Raw genomic sequence first — 24,951 nt, 5'->3', positions numbered from 1 at the left:
GTTTAGCCCTAACCAATGGAGCCGTTTTCTTTGACGGGTAAGGTATCAGCGCCATCCTAGAAATGTGTCCTAGAAAGAATTGATCGTGAGTTTTAAATCGAGGCGGCTAAAGGAGTTGGTTAAGTGACTCATTCAAACCTAAAAATTGTCTCTTTGATTCCCAGTGCTACCGAAATTTTAGCGATCCTGGGGCTAACTCATGCGATTGTCGGGCGATCGCATGAATGCGACTATCCGCCCGAAATCCAAAATTTGCCCGTTTGCACCCAGCCCAAATTCAACCCCGAAGGCACCAGCCCAGAAATTCACGATCGCGTTACGGATTTATTGCAATCTGCGCTCAGCGTTTATCAAGTCAAAACCGACGTTCTGGAACAGTTGCAACCTACCCACATTTTGACTCAAGCTCAGTGTGAAGTCTGTGCTGTCAGCCTCGGTGAAGTTGAGCAAGCGGTTGCTACGCTTACCCGCAGCCAACCGCAGATTATTTCCTTACAGCCTAATTTTTTAAGCGATGTCTGGGCAGATATTCAACGAGTTGCTGATGCCTTGGGTATCGCCGCGCCACCTGTGCTGGCTGGTTTACAGTCTCGCATCGACGCTTGCGTACAAAAGACGCAAGCACTACCCGACACCGCCCGTCCTACCGTTGCCTGTATCGAGTGGATCGATCCCCTGATGGCAGCGGGAAATTGGATTCCCGAATTAGTCAAAATGGCTGGAGGTCGATCCCTGTTTGGCGTTGAGGGTGAACATTCTCCTTGGTTGAAGTGGGAAGCGATCGCCGCCTCTAACCCTACTGTCATCATCTTCATGCCCTGTGGCTTCGATTTAAACCGCACTCGCGCTGAAGCAATGCCGCTACTCCAACGTCCCGAATGGCAAAGCTTGCAAGCCGTACAAACCGGAAGAGTTTACATCACCGATGGCAATGCCTACTTCAACCGTCCCGGCCCCCGCTTGGTAGATTCCCTGGAAATTTTAGCCGAAATTCTGCATTCCGAAAGTTTCCACTATGGATACGAGGGTACTGGCTGGGAGTGCTTATTGGGTCATTCCCCGGCATAGAATGCATACTCCCTCCGCAAAAAAATCTATCTTTGGGCTGACCTCGCTCCACTATCCAGATGAAGATAGTAGTTTAGGAGTGCTGATACCTAAAAATGTGTCTGCCCAAATCTAGCTGAGGGTTGATTTTTTTGTCTGGCTTGCCGCGAAACTTGCAAAGAAGTTGCAGGTAGCCTGACAGTCGAAATACAGGATTTCTGTAGTTTTTACGGAAGCCATATCCTTCACTTGATAGAACAGGCATCGCTGGTTTCATTAATCATGCAGCACTGCAATTAAGGGAAACTACCAAGATTATGAAGCCTGTCGCAGTACAAATTTCACCAACCAAGCCGGAACAGTTATCTAGCAGTAGACTTGACTGGATTGATTATGCCAAAGGCATCGGCATCATTTTAGTTGTCTATGTCCATGTTTTGACAAACCTCAAAAATGCTGGAATGGGAATGCATGATTTATTTCATGATTTCTCTTTTCATTTTATTTCTAGCTTTCATATGCCCCTTTTCTTTTTTCTTTCCGGTTTATTTGTAGAAAAAAGCTTATTAAAGGGTAAGAAGAAATTCTGGGGGGATAAATTCAATACAATTGTGTATCCCTACTTACTTTGGTCTGTTATCCAAGGTAGTATTTTGGTTTTGATGTCAAACTATACGAATAATCCTATCAAGTTGCAGTTGAAAGATTTACCGTTTTACATGGCTTTCAATCCGATTCCTTTAATCACTCTTTGGTTTTTATATGTTTTATTTGCATCTTATGTAGTCTTTGTGTTTGCTCAAAGATTCATCAACATATATATTTTGCTTTCTTTTTCTATTTTAATTTACTTGCTGAATCCTTATGCACCTAGCGAAATACTCACTAAATTTATGAGTATGTTTGTGTTTTTCGTCGTTGGGGCAATTGTGGCACGCTGGTTGCAGAATGACTTGAGAAATATTCCGAGTACCTTGTATAAATTGAACAAGCAGCAAATTGGCGCGATCACGCTGATATTTGTCATTTTTCAAATGACCATTTTGCAACTTGGTTTAAGCGAACAACCAGGAACTAGATTTTTCATGGCATCTGGAGGAATCATATTTACTTTAGGAATATCCTTTTATTTGGCAGAAATAAAAAAATTAGATATTATTCGCTACCTGGGTTTTTTATCGATGCCCATCTATTTAGCTCATCTGTTAGCAATGGGATCAACTAGAATCTTCTTACAAAAAGGTCTTCACATCAATCATGTAGTTGTACATATCATTGTGGTAACTTTTTTCAGTTTGCTCTTCCCAATCTTGTTATATGAACTAACAAAAAAGATAAAATTTCCTTACCTATTCTCTCTGAGTAAGGGTTCAGCCCTATCTTCAGCAATTTTGGCAGATAAAAGCACTCAAGCATTGCAGCAGTAGGATTGGGATTGCTAACGCGCTTAAAGTGCCCGTTGAAAGACGAGGGTTTTCTTCGTGTCCTTCGCGTATTCGTGGTTAAAAAATGTTTTTTTGAACCACGAATACGTGAGGGGAAAATGCTGGCAGATTGGCATAATTTACCAGCTTTTTTCTCACCTTTACAGGGTTAGATAAAAATTTCCCACCATACATTGCAGTTAAAAACTTATCCTACAGAGCCACCAAACACAGCTAAACCGTAATATTTCCAAGGAACAGCTACTGTAGTAAACCCAGAATTTGTCAACATTTCTAGGTGGGAGGTTAGAGTCGCTAATTGATCTTGACTAGAGTAACCTTGAGGATTGCTCTTACCAATTTTGTCGCGAATTTCTGCCAGCGTTGTTCCTTGCTGCAATGTCCATTCTTCCCGTGCCGTTTGGTAAATTTCCTGCATCGCTGGTGATTCTGGCAGGATGGGATCTGCGTTCCAAAAGACGCCGCCTGGGTTAAGGCTTTCACGAATCCGCTGAAATAATTTCAACTTCATTTCGTCGCTGAGATGGTGAATTGCCAAGGATGAGACACAGGCATCAAAGCTTTCTGCCAGTTCCAGCGCATGATTCGCCCAGTCTCCGAAGTCGGCTTCAATCCCCGTCCACCTGTCTGCATAGCCTGCTGCGTGGATTTTCTTTTGTGCAAACTGAATCATCCGAGGAGAGTAATCTACAGCAACCAGTTGGGCATCAGGACAACGCTTGAGGATCTTTAAACTGAGTTCGCCAGTGCCGCAGCCGAGTTCCAGGATGGCTTTGGTTGTAGAGGGTAGACAAAGGGCAATCGCATCCAGCATTTCGTCATAGCGTGGCAACAGATGGCGAATCCCAGTGTCAAAATCAGCGGTGTTGGCGAATACTTCTCCAGGAAACATAATTTAAACCACAGAGGTACAGAGAATACGAGGAAATAGAGAATAGTAAGATTCTAGTAGGTTTGAGCAAGGCGAAGGATGCAGGAACACGAGCAACTGACAATTGCGGAGTACCAAGCGACAGCAGAATCGTTTCGGGAGGGCACTTGGGATCACGATGTTTCCCAAAATCGTGATGCCTTGATAGCGGCAATGCCTAAAAATCCAGGGAAAATCCTCGATCTCGGCTGTGGTCCCGGACGAGATTTGCTGGCATTCAAACGTCAAGGGCATACTGCGATTGGCTTGGATGCAACGCCTGCATTTGTGGAAATGGCGCGACGAGCGACGGGTTGTGAGGTTTGGCAGCAGTCGTTTTTCAATCTTGACCTGCCGCCAGAAACCTTTGATGGAATTTTTGCGAATGCATCGCTGCTTCACGTTCCCCATGCCCAAATGGTGAAGGTGCTGAAGGATTTGCATCAAGCTCTGGTTCCTGGCGGCGCAATAATTATTTCTATTTGTCGTGGAGATAGCGAGGGATATAGCGTTCGTCCAACCGGCTATCGCTTTGTTTCCGGATGGGAATATGAAACTTTGGCACCCTGTCTAGAACAAGCTGATTTTGAGATTCTCCACCACTACTATCGTCCCCCAGGAGTGCCCTGTGAAGCTCAATCTTGGCTAGTGATGGTGGCGAGGAAAAAATTAGAAATTAAACATTAAAAATGCAAAGTTGAAGAAGGTGCCGGGATTTACATTTTTTATTCGCCCCAATTACGGCAAAATATGAAATACAAGTTATGACGGTAAGAATTTTAAGATGACAAGTGAATCCTACATTTTTCTTGCGGGTGCAAGTCGGGGCGTTGGTCGAGAAATTGCTAACTACTTAACCAAGCAAAATCAGAAGGTGAAGGCACTGCTGCGCTCGCCAGAATCTTCTGCCGAATTGGAAGAAATGGGGATTAAAGCGGTTATGGGAGACGCTTTAAATGTTGCCGAAGTTGAGCAGGCAATCCTAGGAGATGAACCAATTCATGCTGTGATTAGCACTATCGGCGGTTTACCCAAAGACGGCGAAAGAGCTGATTATTTGGGAAACAAAAATCTCATTGATGCCGCTGTGAAAGCAGGGGTCAAAAAATTTATCCTAATTTCTTCGATTGGCAGTGGAGATAGTGTCGGGGCTATCCCTCCACAAGCTTTAGAAACGCTGAAGTCAGTGTTAATTGAGAAGGAGAAAGCCGAGAAGTATCTGATTGACAGCGGACTCACTTACACCATTATCCGCCCCGGCGGATTGAAGTCTGAACCAGCAACTGGCAATGGAGTTTTGACGGAAGATCCGCGAGTTGCGGGGACGATTCATCGCGCTGATGTCGCGCAGTTAGCTTGCCAGTGCCTTAATTCTGATGCTGCTAACAATAGAATCCTCTCAGCGGTTGACCGAAATATGATGTATGGGCAACCAGAGTTTGCGGAATTTAGCTTGACTTAAACGGTTTTACCCAGCCAAGCTGAATTGTCCAGTCGAGGAAAAGACGAGCGATCGCAAATAGCAAAATACTCTCTCCTCCCAGAATCCCAAACGACCAGAAGGCATCGGGGAAATTTAACCCAGCCTCCACTTGCCCTAATCCCCGCACCAACCCAAAGGCAAACACAGCGCCCGTCTTGAGGTGCGGGTTGGGGTCTTCCCGAATAATATAGCGGTAGGTGACGCCAAACAGAAAGCCGCTCAAAAGAGCGATCGCCATACTCACCAGAAAGTGAACGCCATTCGTGACTTTCAGATTGGCAAGTGTCTCAAACTGCTCCGACAGCACGAGAATATTGCTCAGGGTAGCAATGCCATAACCCAGGAAAAAAGACAAAGCAGCAACCGTTCCTGCTTTGATAGATTCTATTCGCTCAAGCCGATCAACCATCTCGTGCAATATCCTGTGAAAATCGCTCCTAGTTCAGTTAAAGGTTTTTTTGGCAACCTCGTCATTCGCTGAGGTCTGCCATAGATGCCTCAAATTGAATTATGATAGGCGCTGGAGTGATTATTGGGCATTTATCTTTACATACAACTATGGATATTTTGACGCTGGGTTGGGTTTCAGTTTTGGTTTTGTTTACTTGGTCGATTTCAATGGTCATTTGGGGCCGTAACGGCTTCTAGAAGCATTGTGGAAACTTCTGTTCTGACTGTTCTGGCTTTTTCTACCTTTGCCCTGTTAATGGTGGTTTCTGGGGGCATTATCTATCTGACGCTGATCGAATGGCGCGATCGCCGTCGCCAAGATCGGGAGAGGCGAGAGAATAAGCCCTCTCGTCGTCGCTCAACTAAAGTCTAGGGTCTATAAAAGGCAAAAGTAAATTTTTACTTTTGCCTTTTGCCTTTTGCCTTTTGCCTTTTGCCTTTTGCCTTTTGCTGCTTGCTAGCTACTGGCAAGTTCCAAGGCTTTAGAGGTGAGGTTCTTTGATGATGGGCAATTTTACACATTTGATATTAGCCCGGTGTTATTCAACCATCGCCTCCCATTCCTGCTTTAAGATGCCGTATACGAGCGTGTCATGCCACTGCCCCCGGATGCTGACATTCTCTCGCAACCGACCTTCTTGGGTCATCCCAAGTTTCTGCACCAATGACACTGCCCCTCTATTCTCAGCGATACAGTGTGCATAAATGCGATGCAGTCCAAGCTCTGTAAAGCCAAATTGCAGTAGCGGACGACTCATTTCAATAGGATAATTTCGACCCCAGTGTTCGGGAGCCAATTCACACCCAATTTCTGCTTCTGAGGCATCGCGATCGCTTTTGCGAATACCGCAATTACCAATCAGTCCGTCTTGTCTCCGGACGACTGCCCATTGATACCTCCATCGGGGCGTTTCCTGCTGCCACAGGAGGAAGCGATTAACGAAGGCGCGAGCGTCTGCCTCAGTGCGCCCGACCTCTGGATAAAAGCGTTGATATGCTGGCGTGGATTGATATGCTAAAACGGCAGACCAGTCAGCTTCCGTAAATTCCCGCAGCAGCAAGCGATCGGTTTGAATAAACATGGCTCCATTCGGAAGTGAAAACCTACTTCATCTTCAACGTTGCTCGCACCGGGTTAACGACTGATACGGACTCCGAAGATTAGCGTCGAGCGCAATTATCGCAGTGTCCGCACCGCCAGCCAGCTGCCTCTTGGGTGAAGCCAAAAGCCTGTAACAAAAACTGCCAACGGCACTGTCGCGTGTTCAGGTATTGCGCCATCTGGGACTGAACTTGCTGCTGCTGGCTACTGAGTTCCCCAAAAGAGCGAGATTTTCCAACCGAACGCCGAACATAATTGAAGGGATCTTGCCACTCCAATTGTCCAGCACTATGGAGGAGAGCGAGAGCGACAGCACCGTCTCGAAACTGTTTGGTTACGGCGGTTACTTCCCCTTTTGGTGGGAGTTTGGATGCGAGTTGCTGAGCTTCTTGATATTGCGATCGCATCTTTCCAGCAAAAAATTCTCGTCTTTGCTTATCCTCCGGGTTCAGCCACCCCGTCCGTTCGCTCACCAAGGTTAAAGCTTCAGATAATTTACCATCTCGTCCAGCTCTTCCCACTTCCTGCACGTACTCGGAAAGTAGCAAAGGCGAGTGAAAATGAACAACCCACCTGACATTGGGTTTGTTAATTCCCATGCCGAAGGCGCAGGTACACACTACAAAAGGCATTTTATCGCTCAGCCAGCTCGCTTCAATTGAGCGCCGTTCCTCTGGACTCAACCCCGCGTGATAAGCTGCTGTTGCATAACCGCGATCGCTAAGTAACTGAGTTAATTCTTCGCTATCTCGCCTGGTGCGGACGTAAACTAATCCCGCTTGTTTGGGTCTTTCCTGAATAAACTTGAATAATCCTTGGCGGCGTCCTCTGGGTGTCCAAATGGTTTGCACTTTCAGGTGTAGATTTTGCCGATAGGGGCTATTTTTAAAAACCGCTGGTTGTTGTAGTTGTAAGACTTGTTGGATGGTTTGCTGCGCTGAGGGATCGGCAGTAGCAGTGAAGGCAGCGATCGCAATTTTTGTCCCAGCTGGCTTTAATTTTAGCAGCGCCGGTCGCACCGCTCCCAGCCGTCGATAAGTTGGTCGAAATGTCTCTCCCCACTGCACTAAGCAATGCGCTTCATCGAGAATTAAGCCGTTAATTTTTAGTTTTGGTTGACACAACTTTTCCCAAACTTGGGAACTCAGCAGCGTTTCTGGGGATAAGTACAATAATCTCAAATGTTCAAGAGTTTGCAGCGTTTGCCGTCGCTGGTGAGTCGGCACTTCGCTATGCAACAAGGCGGCGGGTAACTTGCGATCGCGCAATTCCTGCACTTGATTTTCCATCAGCGCCACCAAGGGCGAAATCACTAACGTTAGCCCTGTTTGCAGTAGCGCCGGGAGTTGAAAACAAATCGACTTTCCCCCGCCCGTTGGCATCACGATTAGGGCATCTTGCTTTTGCAACAAGCTGCGAATAATTTCTCCTTGGGGAGGTCGAAAATCATCATATCCCCAGATTTTTTTGAAGGCGACGCGGACTTCTTCCCAGGATTTTGTTTCAGAATCATTCATCATTCGTATGTAGATGCGATCGCTTCTATAGCAATCCTAAATGATTCGTGAATAACAGCTCCCCGACTTCTTTCTCGAAATTGGGAATCTGAAGGGCTAGCATCTACAGCTCAAATAGGGTTGATTCTAGTGGCTGTTCTTAGCAATAAGATATATTAAGCTTTAGCGCAATATAACGTAGTTTGTTTTAGTTTTTTCTTAAAAAGGAGTGTCCTCAATGGTTAACTACGGTTTAAATTTAGCCTCGATACTCGGTTTAGTGTATTGGGTTATTGCTTTTATTTATCCAATAATGACTATTATTTTAATAATTGAACGTTCAAGACAGATGAGGCCTTTATCGGTAATTTTTTATGGTATTCAAGTTTTACTTTTACCAATAATAATGTTCTGGTGTGGCTTAATGTTATTGTCTCAAGGTTGGCGTATAGATCCAATCCTTCAATTTGAACAATTTCTTTTAACAGGGGTCATTATTTGCATAATTATTAAAGATAATTTATATTGATTTTATTTAAAATAATAAAGGATTTAATGAAATGATAAATTTTGGTTTAAATTCAGCATCGATTTTAGGACTACTATATATTATTCTGGCTATCACCTACCTAAGTTTAATTAGAGGTGCAGCATCGAGACGAACAAATAACTTGAGTGACTCAGTTTTAAAATTAGATAAATTTGTATCTGTAATTATAAGAAGTTTGCTGCTAATTTCCGGGATAATTTTATTTTTGCAAGGTTGGCGTTTAGATCCAGTTTTACAATTTGGGCAATTTCTTTTATTTTCATTAATCCTTTATATGATAGGGAAAGATATTGTGATTGAGCGGTTAGAGCGACACAGATAAATTAAGAAGAGTGTCCGGTGAAAAAGCGGTAATTCTTCAGAGCGATCGCCCTTTTATTTTTTACTACTCAACCTAATTAAATATGACTACGTTTTTCAAGGAAAAAAGGTAATAAGGCTTTGAGGATAGCACAGTTGGTTGTGCTATCCTCCTATCGGTGGTCAGTTGCAATTAATCGCTAACTATGGGCAATTCCGGATTATCAATTACCCATTACCAGCCCCAATAAATTCAGTTTATTTTCACCAATTTGCGTGACTTCAGCTAATTAATAAAACTCGTAGGATTTCCCGCCGTAATCGGCTTGGGAATTGGGCTAGAGATGCCTGAAGGCGCTTCCGTCGAACTGGGTGGTGTCGCTGGTTGGTTGAAGTGTTGATAAGCTGCACGAGATACCTGGCGAATCAACTCTGAGGCCTTCGCGTCATTGTGGGGGCGTTGCACCATCACAGCAGCAATGTAGCGCTTGCCAGTGGGCATATCAATCAAGCCAACGTCCGCGATTAGAGAGCCAATATCGCCGGTTTTGTGGGCGATGTTAGCGCCTTTACCCAGTCCCCGTGGCAGCAACGAATTTGTCACTGTTTGTTGCATGATATGCAAGATGCGATCGCGCGATGGCACCGAGACCACATTGCCTTGATTGACCATTGCCATCACCGTCGCCAACTCTTTAGGACTTGTAGTGTTCGTCCCTTCCAAGTCCGGTAGGGGGTTGTGTATCACGGTTGACGTCAATCCCCAAGATTGGAACCGCTGATTTAGTGCCTCCGCACCGCCCAAACGCTGAATCAGCATATTGGTAGCGGTGTTATCACTAATCGCAATCATCTTAGTTGCCACCTCTAGGGCGGTGTACTTCGTCCCTGGCTTTTTGTACTGCAAATCGCCGGAACCAGAACCCATCAGATTTTTCTCTAACGTTAACGGTTCATCCAGACGAATTTTTCCAGCATCCACATCTTGGAAAAAGGCGACGAGAATTGGCACTTTAATCGTGCTAGCCGCTGGGAAGGTTTCGCTACCCGACAAGTCGAGATAGGCACCTGTCTCCAACTCTACTAAAAAGACGCCTGGATTTAATTTGGAATTTTGCGTCACCAGCGCCTGTAGGTGTGCTTTCAGCGCTGGAATTTCTTGATTCAGCGTCAGGGCGGAAGTACCCGCCGCCGCACCCATCGCCGCGTCAGCTTGAGCCGGTGATTTTTGTCCCGATGCTTGACCAATCGCCCCGACGGCTGACTGCTGGAGGACAGACCCCTTGCTAGCAGCGCCTGCCACCTGGCGGGTTGCTGGGTCCCAAGCCGATAAAACAGTTCCCGCGATCGCGCCAAGTCCTACCCCTAAGATGAGCAGACGGGCACCGTACAGCCAGGGAGAAACCGGACGTCCGGGCGATCGCGTCCGGCGTTGAGGTGAAGTTCCCCCGCTCTTATGCGTGCCTGCGGGCTGAGCTAGCTGGGAAGGAGGGCGTTTTTGGAAGCGTCTCACATTCCCCTTGGACGGGACGGGGTAAGGGCGTACTGCCTCGCGCAGACTTTGATTGGGGATCGAACCGCCTTGACGTGAGCGATGGCGACGGTTTGTTTGGGGTAGGGGTGCTTCTATCCGCTGCCTTCCCTGATTCACATCGGAACCGAACCGCAAGGGTGATTTCCTGATTGGCGTGGTGGAGGGCGTCGTGGATCTTAAGGAACGATTGGGAGCGTTATTTGACTCCCCCTGTCGCAATGACAGACTGGCACCGGAGGAGTTTCGAGTGCGTAGGGACGGGGAAGATTTCTTTTGTTGTGTGTCTAGGGGCGCATTTTTCAAACCGAAACCTATCCTTGCTGAACTTTGATTCTTTCCTCGCGGCGTCGCAACCCCTTCACGGCTCACGCTCAAGGGCGTAGTTTTGAGTACATCGCGTCGATTTCGTGACGCGGGTTGTCTTTTTTGTTGCCCCCGCCGACGTTCGCGGATGTCAGAACGATTGTGTGGGTTCGGTGAGGATGAACCGTTTGGGCTTTGCCCATTGTCTTTAAACGTACTTCCTCCTGACACCTCTGACACAACTGACTGAGTTTCAGACTGCTGAGTCACTCCTAACTCCTCCACCAATATGGTTATTGTTAATTGTTACCTGTTAATAAAGAGTGACTAACCACTGTACCGGCGAAGCTTTAGCTTTACTTTTCCAGGGTCTATCACTTGCATAAGGGAACGAATGCTTTTGCTTATCGCAACACTGCTAACGCATTGCTAACGCTAACGGTAACGTTCTTACCAACTTTTGCTTATTTTATGGTGCGTCTTGCTGTTCTGATTCATTCGTAACAGAATCTGGCAGAAATTGTAGCGCCCAGTCCATCTGGCTGAAAATGCCTCGGAGCATTGCCACTTCTGCTTTGGAGGGATTGGCTCGGTTGAACAGACGCCGAAATTTTTCCATTCGCCTGCTGGCAGTGTGGGGATAGAGATAACCCATTTTTAATAACACGGCTTCCATCTGTTGATAATACCCATCCAAAACTTCTAATGAGGCAGGGTCAATTGTCAGTTGGGGGTTGTCCGTTGGTACGGGCACGGCACTACCGTTCTCGTACCGTTGATTGCCAGTGATTTGCGGCTGACTGCTGAGGGCTGACCAATTTTGGTAAAGCTCGTAACAACAAATGCCAACTGCTTGAGCCAGATTTAATGAAGGATACTCCGGATTAGTGGTAATGCGTACAAATCGCTGAGCATAGTTTAATTCCACATTACTTAACCCTCGATCTTCTGGGCCAAAGAGCAATGCTGATGGCAGCGGTTCTTCCAGCAACCAAGGTAAAGCGATTCTGGGATTTTCTAGCGGCGTTTCTAAGGTTCGAGGGCGGGTCGTGGTGGCGATCGCTTTCACGCACCCTTGTAATGCTTCTGGGATCGTCGCGACTACCTGAGCCGATTCCAGTACGTCTAGGGCATGAACTGCCATATCTGTTGCTTCTTTCGAGAGGCGATCGCATTGGGGATTCACCAGCACCAACTGCCGCAATCCCATATTTTTCATCGCGCGAGCCACAGAACCTACGTTCAGCGGGCCTGCTGGCTCTACTAATACAATCCGCACCCTGGCTAATCTATTCTCATCCATGATTCAAAATAATAAAATAGTCTAAAAGCGCATCTCTCTATGGGCGGACATAATTACCATAGTTCCGATCGATTTCGTAAAATTGAATATTGGCAATGTATCGTCAAATTAGCATGAAGCGTGTTCGCTCCAAGTCCGACTTACCCAGCAAAATTTGCCCGGTATGTCAGCGTCCCTTCACCTGGCGCAAAAAATGGGCCGATTGTTGGGATGATGTGAAATACTGTTCGGAGCGCTGTCGCCGCCGTCGCACCCAAGCCAATTAGCACACGTAAAAGCCCAAGTTTAGATTTTGGATGCCTGGATTGAAAACATCACAAATCTGAAATCTGAAATCAAGGCTAACTAATGGATTAAAAATTACAAAGGATTGAAATATGTCAGTAAATCAGGTGCAACCCAAGGTGATTATTCACGGTGGTGCCGGTAGCGCCCTCAAAAGTCAAGAGGGGGCTGACGCAGTCCGCAAGTCACTCTACAAAGTAGTGGAAGAAGTTTATACCCTGCTGTTGGCAGGAGCAACTGCCCAAGCAGCAGTGGTGCATGGTTGCCACTTGATGGAAGACGATCCCCGCTTTAATGCGGGAACGGGTTCGGTACTGCAATCAGATGGTCAAATTCGCATGAGTGCCTCGCTGATGGATGGGGGAATTCAGCGATTGAGCGGCGTGATTAATGTATCGCGCGTTCAACATCCCATTGACCTAGCTCAAGCTTTACAAGCTTCTCCCGATCGCGTGCTATCAGATTACGGGTCGGCAGAACTCGTGCGGGAATTGCAAGTTCCGATTTACAATCCAATGATCGAGATTCGCTTGCAAGAGTGGCTGCAAGAGCGGAGCGAGAATTTTATTAAAGAAGCCGCTGGGGTTGTGGCTGAAAAAGAGCTGGTGGATGACCCAGAAGCTGGACGCGGCACGATTGGAGTGGTGGTTCTGGATGGTCAGGGAAATTTAGCCGCAGGCACTTCGACGGGAGGCAAGGGTTTTGAGCGGATTGGTCGAGTCAGCGATTCGGCAATGCCTGCGGGGAATTACGCGACTGCTCAAGCGGCGATTAGCTGTACGGGGATTGGAGAAGACATTATTGATGAATGTCTGGCGGCGCGGATTGTGGTGCGGGTGACGGATGGTTTGTCTCTAGCAGATGCTTTTGAGCGTTCCTTTACTGAAGCGCGTGGGCGTCAGCGGGATTTTGGGGCGATTGGGATTGATGCAACTGGAGCGATCGCATTTGGGAAAACGAGCGAAGTCCTCCTCGCCGCTTTTCACACTGGCGAACAGATGGGGGACACCTTGGAATGGACGGGTGACACCCTATCTGGCTTCATTGGTTAGCTCAATCTTCAACAAAATCCCAGCCCTTTTCCCCCCCGTTATCGGCTACCGTGTACACACAAGTCTTCTGATGTTGCCCCACAACGTTTTGATCCCCCCAACCCCCTTAAAAAGGGGGGACTGAAGTCAAAGTCCCCCTTTTTAAGGGGGATGCAAGGGGGATCGGACAGCGTTTCGCATTCTGTACAAGATGTGTAAACGGTAGCCTTGTCGGAGAGGTGAGGGAGAGGTTCGCTCAAAAATATTGAAGTGGCGGATTTTGGGCAACGCCAATGGCTAAAGTTAACTGGGTGATTCTTCCGATTGAGGTTTTAACCGCCAGCCCTTTCTGACGATTTGACGGGCACGGGCGATTACCAAAGAATCATCTAGAACGTCTTTCGTGACCACAGACCCGGCTGCAACCGTTACGTCTTCTCCCAGTGTCACCGGCGCAACCAGAACACTGTTGGAGCCGGTTTTCGTGCGATCGCCGATTTTGGTACGATGCTTCTTCACGCCGTCATAATTAGCAGTAATTGTCCCTGCCCCAATATTCACTTTATTCCCTAAAGTAGCATCGCCTAAATAGGACAGGTGGGCAGCATTCGTGCGATCGCCCAAAGTGCTATTTTTCAGTTCCACAAAATTTCCGATGCGGCAAGATTCCCCGACTTCTACATGACCGCGTAAATGGGCGTAGGGGCCAATCCGCGTACCATTTTTAACCACACTGTCAGTCACCACGGAATAAACTACCGTGACATTTTCCCCAATCTGGCTATTTTCAATCAAGCTACCAGGGCCAATGCAACTCCCAGATGCGATCGCGGTATTTCCCCGCAGATGAGTTTGCGGTTCGATCACCACATCCGGTTGCAACTGTACCGTGTCATCAATGGTGATTGTGTCTGGACTCACTAAAGTCACACCCGCCGCCATCCAGGCATCCTTGACCCGCTCTTGTAAAATTTCGTAAGCATTGCTAAGTTGTTTACGGTCGTTGATTCCCAGGATTTCCTGGTAATCCTCCACATCCACAGCCATCACCGGCTCCATGAATTTAACCGCATCAGTCAGATAGTATTCCTGCTGATCGTTGTTCGCTACCAGTTGTGGCAATACTTTTTCCAGTTGCGGCCAATTGAAGCAGTAAACCCCTGCGTTAATCCGGCGATTTTGCTTTTGAGCAGGCGTGCAGTCCCGGTCTTCTACAATCTCTTTAACTAGATTTTGACCATTACAAAAAACCCGCCCATAGCCTTTGGGGTTGGGCATTTGGGCGGTGAGGAGGGTCGCAATGTTCTGATGCTCTCGGTGAGTTTGCAGCAGATTTTTAAGCGTTTGCGATCGCAATAACGGGACATCCCCATTTAAAACCAGCAAATCGCCGGTGAAGCCTTCCAGATGGGGGAGTAATTGCTGGACGGCATGACCCGTGCCCAACTGCTGGGTTTGTTCGACAAACTCCAGAGTGGGAAGTGGAGGTAATCGATCGATGACCTCTCCCAAGGCGTCTATGATGCGATCGCCTTGATATCCAACGATGATGTGGCACCTTGATGGTTCGACTTCAGACAGACTATGGAGAACCCGTTCGACGAGCGATCGCCCTCCCAAGGAATGTAGGACCTTGGGCAGATTCGATTTCATCCGTGTCCCCCGTCCTGCTGCAAGAATTGCTACTGCTACCATATTCAGCTTTTCGCGTTATCAGACCAGCTAAAACAATAAAGGATGAAGCATGAACCATGAAAGAGCATTCGTGGTTCTTTGTCGGTGAAGCCTTGACCCAATCAGCCGCCAGCATCCGACTAATTTTTGAGCCAGCCGACCTGTCGGTTCGCCCCTACACGGCTTCTGGCAGCGTTTCAGCGAGGGGAACTGATTGAATAAACTCAGTAAACTTCTCTACTAATTGAGGATTTCTCCAACCTTTTGCCGTTTCTTCTGCAAAAATTTCTAAGGCTTCTGCCGGTGTAAACGCGCGTTTGTAGGGACGTTCGCTTGTCAGGGCATCGTAAATATCAATAATTTGAAAAACCTGGGCCAGAAAGGGAATCTCCTCTTTAGCCAAACCATCGGGATAACCCGTTCCATCCCAGCGTTCATGGTGATTACGAATAATCGGAATGACGCCCCGCATGGTTCGCAGGGGCTTACAAATTTTCTCACCAATCAGAACGTGCTGCTTCATAATTACCCATTCTTCGTCATTGAGTTTCCCAGTTTTGAGCAGCACGGCGTCGGGAATCCCTACTTTACCAATGTCATGGAGATAACCTCCCCACATCAAATCTCGAACTTCGTTGCGAGAAAGATTCAGAAATTCACCAAAAGCTTTCCCCATATCCACCAGTCTTCCACAGTGATCGCCAGTCACGGGATCGCGGCTTTCAACACTGCGGGCGATCGAGAATAGGACTTGTTCGGCGTGATCCAAGTCTTCATTCAAGCGCTTTTGCTGGACAAGAGACCGGACTCTGGCAGAGAGTTCTAAGCGATCGAAGGGTTTGGTCAGAAAATCATCTCCACCTGCCTCAATACCCAGAATGCGCGATCGCCGGTCATTGAGCGCTGTGATGAAAACAACCGGAATCAGGCGGGTTTGTTCGTCTTGTTTTAGCTTCCGACATACCTCAAACCCATCCATACCCGGCATCATTACATCCAGCAGAATTAAATCTGGATTGCACTCGACGACACGCTTCAATGCATCTGGCCCACTTTCTGCCTCCAAAACTTCGTACCCTTCTACCGACAGGAGTGCTACCGCCGTCATGCGGCTGGAGGGATGATCGTCAACCACCAGAATTTTGGGCAACTCCGAATCTAGAAAGCTCACTGAAGAAGAGTTTGTTTGAGAAGCAGCAGCAGCAGTTGATAAATTGAGCATGATTTATAACATAAATTTGTTTTTAGTATGATCGAATCGCTTAACCCTGAGATCGGGTTTTTCACGGATATTAACAGCTTTAATCGGAAATCTTGATTTCAGCTCCAGCCCTCAGACATGAAGGTATAGATTTAATCTTTTGATAACCTTCAAAATTTCAGGGATTCTCTGGATATCCGGGGTTTGTCAAGCTGTTCTAAAAAGTTAATAATATTTCACTTGAGCGGTTGCCAAGAATGCTACGATTATACACCGCAGTTTGGAAGCAGACCAACTGAGCGATCGCATTGAATCCCGATCGGGGACTAGCAGAAGTTTATTCTAAAGCCCGATTCTGCTGGAGCGATGGAATTCCGAGTCGGGATGGAAATACCAACGCTTTTTCCAATGAGAGGTTGGCTCTAAAGCACTGGCTTGTTGAGCGATTTGACGACGCTGCAAAATCGCATCAGCAGGGTCACACAGATTAGGGTCACAGTAGGGAATGGCAGCTTTGGTGTGCAAATGCTCTTGTTCTTGTAATGAAAGCGCCACTAAATCTAGGGTCGTAAAACTAGCGACCGTTCCAGGCGATCGCCTTCCCACAGGGAATGTCGCGCCAATTTGCAACCCAGCCGCGATTAGAGCAGCCCGCACCGCCGCTGCACAAGAATAAGTGGCAAGTCTCCCATCGGGTTTTAAGCACTTGGCAACCCAGCTCAAGAACTCCACCGTCCACAATTGCGGACATCGGGGGGGTGAAAAAGGATCGAGAAAAATCGCATCTGCCCGGAAGTTTGAGTAGTATATCTGCTGAATTGTGGCTCTGGCATCCCCCAGAATTAGCTGAGCATTCAGGCGTTCGGTCTGAATTTTGCCAGAAGTGGCTAGCTGGTGGAAAATTTGAGCGTGTTCTGGGTTCCAGTGGTTCAAGAGATGATGCGCGATCGCTGCTTTCGGCACCGCTACATCTAATTCCAGCCCCCTCCACTCGACTCGGCAATTCGGATTCACTTTCCAAATCGTTTCCAAAGCCGCTGCGGTGTTGTAGCCCAGACCATAGCAAATATCTAACAAATGTAATGTTGGTTGCTGTGCTTTCTGCCTAAGTTGAGTCGGTTCGACAAACTTAAGTTCGGCTTCCTTCTTCGCACCCTGCTGACTATGAAAAGTTTCACCAAACTCTTCTGAAAAGAAGGTGAATGAGCCATCAGCGGTAAGTTGGGGTGTAAAGATGCCCATATCTTGCATTTTTCAGAGAGAAAGGTAGGTTATTAAAGCACTATAAAAGCTGCTTAAGCTCAGTTGAAACTAAATTTAATTTGTCAAGAGGATGAGTGAATCTTAGGAAAATCTCACGACTTCGGCTGCATTTGCCGACTCTTAAACCCAGTGTTTACGTAATGCATCAATTACTTCGGACTTTTCAATAAGAGAGAACATGAAGCCCGGATTACCAAAATGCCGATTTAAGTAATTTTTAAAGTGATAAAACTCGCAGTCCTCTACTCTTAAAAACCTCTCATGAAAGCTTGTTGACGGGCTTGAAAATTTAGCATACTGCTTATTAAATTCATTACCAACTGTTTGCAGTTTATTTTGTGAGACTGACTTAGCCTTGGTAAAAATCTAACCTTTCCCGCTTGGCGATAATTTCGGGTTTTGTCATTTAGTTTGATGACTCCTAACACTCATCTAACCCTATAAATTGTAAGTGAGCCACATGGATATTTAGGGCTGAACTCCAAACAAAAACGCGATCGCTTGCCCAGCATTGCATCGGCAACACAGATGCGATCGCTCCCTGAAGACTTGTACACTGTTTTGATTGCAGAGAGTCAAGTCAATGACCGATACCCCTTTTGTCGTTTCCGCCCAGTGGCTTTCCGAACACCTGAACCTTAGCGCAGCGGCTCCGGAGCCTTCGCAAGTTATCGTTGTGGACTGTCGCTTTTCCCTCGCCAATCCGGAATTAGGACACCAACAGTATCTCACCAGTCACATTCCCGGTGCCCACTATCTGGATCTCAACAAAGACCTTTCTGCACCCGCCGGACAGCACGGGGGAAGGCATCCATTGCCCAATCCCGATGAATTAGCCAATAAGTTAGCAGCCATTGGGGTAAATTGTCAGGAAACCTTGGTTGTCGCCTATGATGATTCCCGATTTGCCTTTGCTGCACGTCTCTGGTGGCTGCTGCGTTACCTAGGGCATGATCGCGTGGCTTTGCTAGATGGCGGCTTTTCCGGATGGCAGGCAGCGGAATATCCGGTTACAGACGTTCTGCCAACGCCACACAGAGGCAAGTTTGTGCCTCAGGTGCGACAAGACTGGGTAGTCGATATTGAAACCGTCAAAGCCAGAAAAGACTTGCCTGGAGTGGTATTGGTAGATTCGCGGGAAAGCGATCGCTTTTCTGGCGAACAAGAACCCATCGACCCGATTGCTGGTCATATCCCCGGAGCCGTAAACTATCCTTGGCAGGAAGTATCAACTAGTCAATCTTACCTACGACCGATGACGGAACAACGCGCACGATGGGTAGGCTTAGAGCAAGCCGAGGAGGTTTTAGTCTACTGCGGTTCTGGCGTTACTGCCTGCGTGAATCTGTTGTCTTTAGAAATAGCGGGAGTTCACACTGGCAAGCTATATGCTGGTAGTTGGAGTGATTGGTGTTCCTACCTGTAAATACTATAAAGGCAGTGCCTAAGTACTTGCCCTAATTATACGATAGTGCCCACTAGGACAGTAACAGAGTCCTCAACTAAGGTAGAGTTTAAAGAAGAAGTTATGTTTGACTTTATCAGTGCTATTTCCCTTTTTCGACTTTAATCGCCGATTTTACCCTCAAAACCTCCTGAATGCCAGCAGGGTTTGAGAAACTCGGAAAGATAAAAAGAAATTGGGATTGCACTAAAGTACTTATGAATAACTATTCGTAACTAATTGCTAGAATAAATCATTCCACTAAAATTCTTTTCTACAAATTTTAGGTTTTAGTTTCTATGGCTTTCTTAATGAACCGTCTTTCTATTTTTGTAGACGGGAACAATATGTTCTACGCTCAACAAAAAAATGGTTGGTTTTTCGATCCTAGACGAGTATTGGAATACTTCAGAAAGGAACAACCCGATACAAATCTCATCAATGCTTTCTGGTACACCGGGCTAAAAGATCCGCAGGATCAGCGGGGATTTCGAGACGCACTAATTAGTTTGGGATACACCGTCCGTACAAAAATTCTTAAAGAGTATTACGATGACACTTCCGGTCGCTATTCACAAAAGGCGAACTTAGATATTGAAATTGTTGTCGATATGTTTAATACAGTAGAGCAGTACGACCGGGTAGTTTTATTCAGTGGAGATGGCGATTTTGAACGAGCCATCGAACTGTTACGTTCTAAAAATACGCATATTACAGTAGTTTCCACAGAAGGAATGATAGCGAGAGAGCTGAGAAACGCCACAGACCGTTATATCGACCTGAACGAAATTCGGGAATTTATTGAAAAGACTGAATATTAGCCCTCAAACCTTAGTTTTTTTGGCTATAACTAATTAGCAAGAAGTGATGCAATAACTAACGGCTAATGAATCAAAGTTGAAGGATGTGTTTTTTTGAACTATGAAAGTCGAACCTAACCAAGACCGGATCATTATTTTCGATACGACCCTTCGAGATGGGGAACAGTGCCCCGGCGCAACTCTAAACGTAGACGAAAAGCTGAGCATTGCTCGACAATTGGCTCGTTTGGGTGTGGATGTAATCGAAGCGGGTTTCGCTTATGCTAGCCCAGGAGATTTCGAGGCAGTTCAGAAAATTGCCAAGACAGTAGGGACAGAAGACGGTCCCGTTATCTGTAGTTTGGCAAGGGCGATCAAAGCAGATATTGAGGCCGCCGCAGAATCGCTAAAACCGGCAGTAAAGGGTCGGATTCACACCTTTATTTCGACCTCTGATATTCACTTAGAATATCAGCTCAGAAAGACACGGCCTGAAGTGTTAGCGATCGCAGAAGAAATGGTCGCCTACGCTAAATCCTTCATGGACGATGTAGAATTCTCCCCAATGGATGCCGCTCGCTCCGATCCAGAGTTCCTCTACCAAGTGCTAGAGCGGACGATTGCAGCGGGTGCCAAAACGGTCAATATTCCCGATACCGTCGGTTACATGACTCCCAGCGAGTTTGGTAACTTAATTAAGGGAATTAAAGAGAACGTGCCGAATATTGACCAAGCCATTATTTCCGTACACGGTCATAATGACTTAGGCTTGGCAGTTGCGAATTTCTTGGAAGCCGTGAAAAATGGCGCACGCCAGCTAGAATGCACCATCAACGGCATTGGCGAAAGAGCAGGGAATGCTTCACTGGAAGAATTGGTGATGGCACTCCATGTCCGGCGTCAGTATTACAATCCATTTTTAGGACGCCCTGAGGAGTCAGAAGAACCCCTCACGAATATTGACACAAAGCAGATTTACAAGACTTCCCGGTTAGTTTCCAACTTAACAGGGATGTTGGTGCAGCCGAATAAAGCAATTGTGGGCGCAAATGCTTTTGCACACGAGTCTGGCATTCACCAAGATGGGGTGCTGAAAAACAAGCTCACCTACGAAATCATGGATGCCCAATCTATCGGTTTAACCGATAATCAGATTGTACTGGGCAAACATTCCGGTCGTCATGCCTTCAGCGCTCGGCTGAAAGAATTGGGGTTTGAACTATCAGAAAGCGAGTTAAATAAAGCCTTTCTGAAGTTTAAAGACTTAGCGGATAAAAAGAAAGAAATCACCGATTGGGATTTGGAAGCGATCGCCAACGATGAAATCCAACAAGCCCCAGAACTTTTCCGCCTAGAATTGGTGCAAGTCTCTTGCGGCAGCAACTCCCAGCCCACCGCAACCGTTACACTTCGCACTCCCGCAGGCGAAGAACTAACAGACGCCGCCATTGGTACGGGACCCGTAGATGCCGTTTATAAAGCAATCAACCGCGTCGTCAACGTCCCCAACCAACTGATTGAATTTTCCGTTCAATCAGTAACGGCTGGAATTGACGCCATCGGAGAAGTCACGATTCGCCTACGGCACCAAGATCGAGTATTTTCCGGTCATGCTGCCAACACCGATATCATCGTCGCCTCCGCCCAAGCCTATGTCAACGCCCTGAATCGGTTGTATGTTGTCTTGGAAAAAGAAGAGACGCGATCGGCCGTAATCTCCCAAAAAGTATAAACCGCAAATAGCCACAGAGGTACGCAAAGTGAGAAAATCCTTTGCGTACCTTTGCGTTTACCTTTGCGAACCTTCGCGTTTAATTCTTAAATCATGGATATTTTTGACAAAGAGAAAAAATTCCACGATCAATGGGCATCCACCATTGATGTAGATGGAATCAAAGTTAAAGATTATTTTGAAGCTTGTACTGCCCCTGAAAATCGTTTCATCCTCAGAAAACTGGGAGATATCAGAGGCAAAAAGCTTCTCGATTTAGGGTGTGGTGCTGGGGAAAATAGCGTTTATTTTGCTAAAAAAGGGGCGCTGTGCGTAGCATCTGACTACTCTCCCGGCATGGTGGAAGTTGCGCTGCAACTGGCAGAGAAAAACGGCGTCGAGATTGAGGGGCGAACCATGAATGCGATCGCTCTCGATTGCCCCGATAATAGTTTCGATATTGTCTACGCCTCGAATTTGTTGCACCATTTACCCAATCCGAAACTTGCCATTCGGGAAATGCACCGGGTACTTAAACCTGGTGGAAAAGCTTGTTTCTGGGACCCCCTGAAACACAATCCAGTCATTAACGTGTACCGGCGGATTGCGACGAAAGTGCGAACTGAAGATGAAACGCCGCTAGATATTAATATTGTCGATTTTGTAAAATCCCAGTTTTTAGAAACGTCTTACGATACGTTTTGGTTAGCAACGCTGTGGATTTTCTTGCGCTTTTATTTGATAGAAAAAATCGATCCCAATAAAGAGCGTTACTGGAAGAAAATTATTATTGAACATGAAAGATTGGCACCGAGTTACCAACGGTTAGAGAAGCTGGATGCCGGTTTTAAAAAGATTCCTTTAATGAAGCGTTTTGCCTGGAATCTTGCTGTAGTCGCAACGAAATGAGTTGTATTACTCAAGAGCAAAAGTTGGAAGTAAAAATTAAAAATGAAAGATAAATTCTTGCATTTTTAATTTTTCATTTCTAATGATTAATGGCTGCTACTTCATCCAGTTGAGCAAGAGTCTGCCAAACTTCCTGCAACAATTGATCTAGTCCAATGCGGGCGACCGCTGAAATCAGGAAAACTGGCGCATGGCTTAACTGACGAAGCTGTTGCGCGATCGCTTCCACATCATTATCTGGATCGGTCGCATCCACCTTGCTCAGCGCCACAATTTGCGGACGATCTGCCAGCCCTCGACCGTAAGAGTGCAACTCCTGCTGTATCGTTTGATACGCGCTAATTGGATCTTCGCTGGTCGCATCAATCAAGTGCAGCAGTAATCGGGTGCGCTCGATATGACGCAAAAAGTCGTGTCCCAACCCGGCACCCGTATGGGCACCCTCAATTAAACCAGGAATATCCGCAAATACAGTACCGTCACCGCTGGGTTTGCGTACCACACCCAAATTCGGCACCAACGTTGTAAAAGGATAATCTGCAACCTTCGGTCGTGCCGCTGAAATCGCCGAAATTAGCGTAGACTTACCGGCATTGGGTAAACCAATGATCCCCACCTCAGCTAAGAGCTTCAATTCCAAACGCAACTGCCGTTTTTCACCCGGCAACCCATCTAAAGCATAATCCGGCGCTCGATTGCGATTGCTCAGGAAGTGCTGATTTCCCAGTCCTCCCTTGCCACCCTGAGCCACACAGAAAGTTTGCCCGGTTTCGACCAAATCGCTCAGCAACTCATCCGTTTCGGCATCATAAACCATCGTGCCACGGGGAACATGAATCACGCGATCGCGCCCTGCGGCACCCGTGCGATTATTTGGTCCTCCCCGCGCCCCATCCTCAGCCTTGAAACGATGGGCATACTTAAAGTCCAGCAAGGTTTGCAAATTCTCAACCACCTCTAGAATCAGCGAACCACCGCGACCTCCATTCCCTCCGGATGGCCCCCCAGCTGGCACATATTTTTCTCGTCGGAAAGCGACAATTCCATCGCCGCCTTTTCCCGCCTCAACTTCTACTTCTACCTGATCGATAAATTGCATAAATTTCCTTTGCTAATTGCTAATTGTTACCGATTGATTGTTTGCTCCGGGATGCCATGAACCATGAACCATGAATCATGAACCATTAGCCATTAGCCAGTCTTCCATTAACAATACGGTGACACATCTTCACCACAATCATCCGCCAAATAGGACAAAGCTCGGAAGCGCAAACCCACTAACTGCTCGTAGATAGGATTGAGCTTACACAGGGGCGGGATGTGGACAATTTTGTGACCAAATAGCTTGACATCGCGCTCAAACGGGCACTGAGCAGGAATCATTTTGCACAAGAATCTTGCCAATCGGGAATCGTGAATTTCTAACCCATCGAGCCATACCCGTACAGGTCGCAGCACATCCCGCTGCCGAATGCGAGCCGCTGCTCCTTTGTCCGAGTCAGAGGAAATCTCGCTTTCCGGCGTCGGAATCAGCGTTTGCCGCAGCAATGAAAGCGCCTTTGGCTGCTGTCCTAATGCCTCACAAAACTGGAATAGCAATTCATCCTCGCTGACGGAATAAACGCCATCTGCGACTGCCACCATAACAGCGGTACGTAGGAAATCTTCTGCGCCTCTGGGGTCTTCCTTAAAAGCCGCTGCTAATTCATCAGCCGTAATCGGTTCGATCGACCCCAAATCCATTGTTGGCGCTATTTCGTTCTGAGTCAACGATGAAATTAATTTCTGTTCTTCGGCGTCAAAATTGCCGTCTGCCCAGGCAACCATTAGCAAGCCGCGTATCCAAACCGCCATTTGCTCGCTGGTATAGGGAGATTGAAGTACGCTCGTCATAACACTCTGATTTACTTGAATTTACGTTGCGATCGCTTTGAGTCGATTCTAGCTCTGGCTCTGCCTCGGATGGCTGTAAACTTATAGACGGATCTCCTCACTTTATTGATATTTCTGTGAATTCACCAGAATTTGGATTATTCCTGATTTCGATCCTAGCGAGCGTTGCAGGGCAATTTTTGCTCAAAGCTGGAGCTTTGAAGTTAGGCAGAGTCAATGTAGATAATTGGATCGGTCATCTTTTGAGCATTCTCAGTACACCAGAACTTCTAGCAGGTCTGGCTTGCTATGGTTTAGGGGCGTTTGCTTATATTTTGCTACTGACGCGGGTGAATCTCAGCATCGCTGGCCCTGCGGTGAGTCTGACTTATATATTCTCTGTGCTGCTAGGTTATTTTATTTTCCGAGAAGCGATTCCTTTGAGCCGTGCAATCGGTTTGGGTCTGATTGTCAGCGGTGTGGTGTTGGTGATTTGGAAAAACTAAATTTTGTGCATTACGCCCTGCGCCACTTTTTCTTAACCCCCCCTTGAAAAGGCAGGGCTGATTCATTGAAAAAAGGAAAATAAACGATGTACATCATGAGATAAATGTCGAAGCCCTTTAGTGATAGAAGGGAAACCCGCTTGACGAAACAAATTCAGTGCGATTGTCCGCACAATGGCGAAATTAGCAGGGGCATAGCCATCGCACAAAGGAGCCTCATCCTCCTGGAGAACCGCGTCTTTAGACCAATGCAGCTGATTTTCAATGTGCCAGTGCTGGCGAATTCGTTCGGCAAAGCCAGCCGCATCTCATCTAGGGTCAGAGAACTGATA

General features: G+C 46.8%; 27 protein-coding genes. 16 read left to right on the top strand and 11 right to left on the bottom strand.

Annotated elements, in window-relative coordinates; all coding sequences use genetic code 11:
• Positions 1 to 123 precede the first annotated feature (123 nt).
• On the top strand, positions 124 to 1,068 hold the full coding sequence (locus tag H6H02_RS00135; protein WP_190813483.1) for an ABC transporter substrate-binding protein: 945 nt from the start codon (positions 124 to 126) through the stop codon (positions 1,066 to 1,068).
• A 296-nt stretch (positions 1,069 to 1,364) separates the two neighbouring features.
• Positions 1,365 to 2,474 (top strand): acyltransferase, encoded by a 1,110-nt coding sequence (locus H6H02_RS00130; protein WP_190813481.1) that lies wholly within the window; start codon positions 1,365 to 1,367, stop codon positions 2,472 to 2,474.
• Between the two features lie 205 nt (positions 2,475 to 2,679).
• Here the strand turns inward: H6H02_RS00130 and H6H02_RS00125 are convergent, their stop codons facing one another.
• Positions 2,680 to 3,384 carry a class I SAM-dependent methyltransferase gene (locus H6H02_RS00125; protein ID WP_190813480.1) on the bottom strand — a complete coding sequence of 235 codons (705 nt, stop codon included), beginning with the start codon at positions 3,382 to 3,384 and terminating at the stop codon, positions 2,680 to 2,682.
• Between the two features lie 78 nt (positions 3,385 to 3,462).
• Between H6H02_RS00125 and H6H02_RS00120 the strand changes: the two genes are divergently transcribed.
• Entirely contained in the window at positions 3,463 to 4,089 is a 627-nt protein-coding gene (locus tag H6H02_RS00120; RefSeq protein ID WP_190813479.1) for a class I SAM-dependent methyltransferase, read from the top strand.
• A gap of 97 nt (positions 4,090 to 4,186) precedes the next feature.
• On the top strand, positions 4,187 to 4,864 hold the full coding sequence (locus H6H02_RS00115) for an SDR family oxidoreductase (RefSeq protein WP_190813478.1): 678 nt from the start codon (positions 4,187 to 4,189) through the stop codon (positions 4,862 to 4,864).
• On the opposite strand, the gene H6H02_RS00110 is transcribed toward H6H02_RS00115, so the two are convergent.
• Complete coding sequence (locus H6H02_RS00110) at positions 4,851 to 5,294, bottom strand: hypothetical protein (RefSeq protein ID WP_190813477.1); 444 nt, start codon at positions 5,292 to 5,294, stop codon at positions 4,851 to 4,853. The genes H6H02_RS00115 and H6H02_RS00110 overlap by 14 nt on opposite strands.
• A gap of 149 nt (positions 5,295 to 5,443) precedes the next feature.
• Here H6H02_RS00110 and petN point away from each other — a divergent pair, with 149 nt between their 5' ends.
• Positions 5,444 to 5,533 carry a cytochrome b6-f complex subunit PetN gene (petN, locus tag H6H02_RS00105; RefSeq protein ID WP_190414712.1) on the top strand — a complete coding sequence of 30 codons (90 nt, stop codon included), beginning with the start codon at positions 5,444 to 5,446 and terminating at the stop codon, positions 5,531 to 5,533.
• Positions 5,534 to 5,540: 7 nt separating this feature from the next.
• The gene (locus H6H02_RS00100; RefSeq protein WP_190534091.1) at positions 5,541 to 5,708 is read left to right on the top strand and encodes a hypothetical protein; all 168 of its coding nucleotides are present in this window, start codon (positions 5,541 to 5,543) and stop codon (positions 5,706 to 5,708) included.
• 166 nt (positions 5,709 to 5,874) lie between these two features.
• On the opposite strand, the gene H6H02_RS00095 is transcribed toward H6H02_RS00100, so the two are convergent.
• Together H6H02_RS00095 and H6H02_RS00090 are read right to left on the bottom strand one after the other, a co-directional pair.
• Positions 5,875 to 6,417: a GNAT family N-acetyltransferase gene (locus tag H6H02_RS00095; RefSeq protein ID WP_190813476.1), complete on the bottom strand. Its 543-nt coding sequence runs from the start codon at positions 6,415 to 6,417 to the stop codon at positions 5,875 to 5,877.
• A 79-nt stretch (positions 6,418 to 6,496) separates the two neighbouring features.
• Entirely contained in the window at positions 6,497 to 7,954 is a 1,458-nt protein-coding gene (locus tag H6H02_RS00090; protein WP_190814166.1) for an ATP-dependent DNA helicase RecQ, read from the bottom strand.
• Between the two features lie 217 nt (positions 7,955 to 8,171).
• Here H6H02_RS00090 and H6H02_RS00085 point away from each other — a divergent pair, with 217 nt between their 5' ends.
• Positions 8,172 to 8,462 (top strand): Ycf66 family protein, encoded by a 291-nt coding sequence (locus H6H02_RS00085; protein ID WP_190414708.1) that lies wholly within the window; start codon positions 8,172 to 8,174, stop codon positions 8,460 to 8,462.
• Between the two features lie 607 nt (positions 8,463 to 9,069).
• Here the strand turns inward: H6H02_RS00085 and H6H02_RS00075 are convergent.
• Together H6H02_RS00075 and H6H02_RS00070 are read right to left on the bottom strand one after the other, a co-directional pair.
• Entirely contained in the window at positions 9,070 to 10,890 is a 1,821-nt protein-coding gene (locus H6H02_RS00075; RefSeq protein WP_347342549.1) for a serine hydrolase, read from the bottom strand.
• A 199-nt stretch (positions 10,891 to 11,089) separates the two neighbouring features.
• Positions 11,090 to 11,923 (bottom strand): RNA methyltransferase, encoded by an 834-nt coding sequence (locus H6H02_RS00070; RefSeq protein ID WP_190813473.1) that lies wholly within the window; start codon positions 11,921 to 11,923, stop codon positions 11,090 to 11,092.
• A gap of 113 nt (positions 11,924 to 12,036) precedes the next feature.
• On the opposite strand from H6H02_RS00070, the gene H6H02_RS00065 reads away from it, so the two are divergent.
• A complete protein-coding gene (locus H6H02_RS00065) occupies positions 12,037 to 12,189 on the top strand; it encodes a DUF2256 domain-containing protein (RefSeq protein WP_190814162.1) in 153 nt (50 codons plus the stop codon).
• A gap of 111 nt (positions 12,190 to 12,300) precedes the next feature.
• Complete coding sequence (locus tag H6H02_RS00060) at positions 12,301 to 13,260, top strand: isoaspartyl peptidase/L-asparaginase (protein WP_190813471.1); 960 nt, start codon at positions 12,301 to 12,303, stop codon at positions 13,258 to 13,260.
• A gap of 282 nt (positions 13,261 to 13,542) precedes the next feature.
• Here the strand turns inward: H6H02_RS00060 and glmU are convergent, their stop codons facing one another.
• A complete protein-coding gene (gene glmU / locus H6H02_RS00055; RefSeq protein WP_190813469.1) occupies positions 13,543 to 14,934 on the bottom strand; it encodes a bifunctional UDP-N-acetylglucosamine diphosphorylase/glucosamine-1-phosphate N-acetyltransferase GlmU in 1,392 nt (463 codons plus the stop codon).
• A 56-nt stretch (positions 14,935 to 14,990) separates the two neighbouring features.
• On the opposite strand from glmU, the gene H6H02_RS00050 reads away from it, so the two are divergent.
• Entirely contained in the window at positions 14,991 to 15,131 is a 141-nt protein-coding gene (locus H6H02_RS00050; protein WP_190813467.1) for a hypothetical protein, read from the top strand.
• Here H6H02_RS00050 and H6H02_RS00045 read toward each other — a convergent pair.
• A complete protein-coding gene (locus tag H6H02_RS00045) occupies positions 15,089 to 16,135 on the bottom strand; it encodes a two-component system response regulator (protein WP_190813465.1) in 1,047 nt (348 codons plus the stop codon). The two genes, H6H02_RS00050 and H6H02_RS00045, sit on opposite strands and share 43 nt — an antisense overlap.
• A 321-nt stretch (positions 16,136 to 16,456) precedes the next feature.
• Positions 16,457 to 17,365 carry an MnmC family methyltransferase gene (locus H6H02_RS00040; protein ID WP_190813463.1) on the bottom strand — a complete coding sequence of 303 codons (909 nt, stop codon included), beginning with the start codon at positions 17,363 to 17,365 and terminating at the stop codon, positions 16,457 to 16,459.
• A 595-nt stretch (positions 17,366 to 17,960) separates the two neighbouring features.
• Here H6H02_RS00040 and H6H02_RS00035 point away from each other — a divergent pair.
• The 4 genes from H6H02_RS00035 to H6H02_RS00020 all read left to right on the top strand — a co-directional run bounded on the left by H6H02_RS00035 (position 17,961) and on the right by H6H02_RS00020 (position 22,241).
• Positions 17,961 to 18,803 carry a sulfurtransferase gene (locus H6H02_RS00035; protein ID WP_190813461.1) on the top strand — a complete coding sequence of 281 codons (843 nt, stop codon included), beginning with the start codon at positions 17,961 to 17,963 and terminating at the stop codon, positions 18,801 to 18,803.
• A gap of 317 nt (positions 18,804 to 19,120) precedes the next feature.
• Complete coding sequence (locus tag H6H02_RS00030; protein WP_190414139.1) at positions 19,121 to 19,642, top strand: NYN domain-containing protein; 522 nt, start codon at positions 19,121 to 19,123, stop codon at positions 19,640 to 19,642.
• A gap of 100 nt (positions 19,643 to 19,742) precedes the next feature.
• The gene (locus H6H02_RS00025) at positions 19,743 to 21,353 is read left to right on the top strand and encodes a 2-isopropylmalate synthase (RefSeq protein ID WP_190813459.1); all 1,611 of its coding nucleotides are present in this window, start codon (positions 19,743 to 19,745) and stop codon (positions 21,351 to 21,353) included.
• 93 nt (positions 21,354 to 21,446) lie between these two features.
• Positions 21,447 to 22,241, top strand: a complete 795-nt coding sequence (locus tag H6H02_RS00020) for a class I SAM-dependent methyltransferase (RefSeq protein WP_190813454.1) — start codon at positions 21,447 to 21,449, stop codon at positions 22,239 to 22,241.
• Positions 22,242 to 22,320: 79 nt separating this feature from the next.
• On the opposite strand, the gene obgE is transcribed toward H6H02_RS00020, so the two are convergent.
• The gene (obgE, locus tag H6H02_RS00015) at positions 22,321 to 23,340 is read right to left on the bottom strand and encodes a GTPase ObgE (protein WP_190813452.1); all 1,020 of its coding nucleotides are present in this window, start codon (positions 23,338 to 23,340) and stop codon (positions 22,321 to 22,323) included.
• A gap of 107 nt (positions 23,341 to 23,447) precedes the next feature.
• Positions 23,448 to 24,134, bottom strand: coding sequence for a Mo-dependent nitrogenase C-terminal domain-containing protein (locus tag H6H02_RS00010; RefSeq protein ID WP_190813449.1), 687 nt, complete (start codon positions 24,132 to 24,134; stop codon positions 23,448 to 23,450).
• Between the two features lie 116 nt (positions 24,135 to 24,250).
• Here H6H02_RS00010 and H6H02_RS00005 point away from each other — a divergent pair, with 116 nt between their 5' ends.
• The gene (locus H6H02_RS00005; RefSeq protein ID WP_190813447.1) at positions 24,251 to 24,619 is read left to right on the top strand and encodes an EamA family transporter; all 369 of its coding nucleotides are present in this window, start codon (positions 24,251 to 24,253) and stop codon (positions 24,617 to 24,619) included.
• Between the two features lie 104 nt (positions 24,620 to 24,723).
• A partial coding sequence (locus tag H6H02_RS26840; RefSeq protein ID WP_206757256.1) for a hypothetical protein occupies positions 24,724 to 24,951 on the top strand: 228 nt, incomplete at its 3' end.

Source organism: Coleofasciculus sp. FACHB-1120, assembly GCF_014698845.1.
Classification (GTDB): Bacteria; Cyanobacteriota; Cyanobacteriia; order Cyanobacteriales; family FACHB-T130; genus FACHB-T130.
The sequence above is the reverse complement of the archived record's forward strand: the minus strand, read 5'-3'. Positions and strand labels throughout refer to the sequence as shown.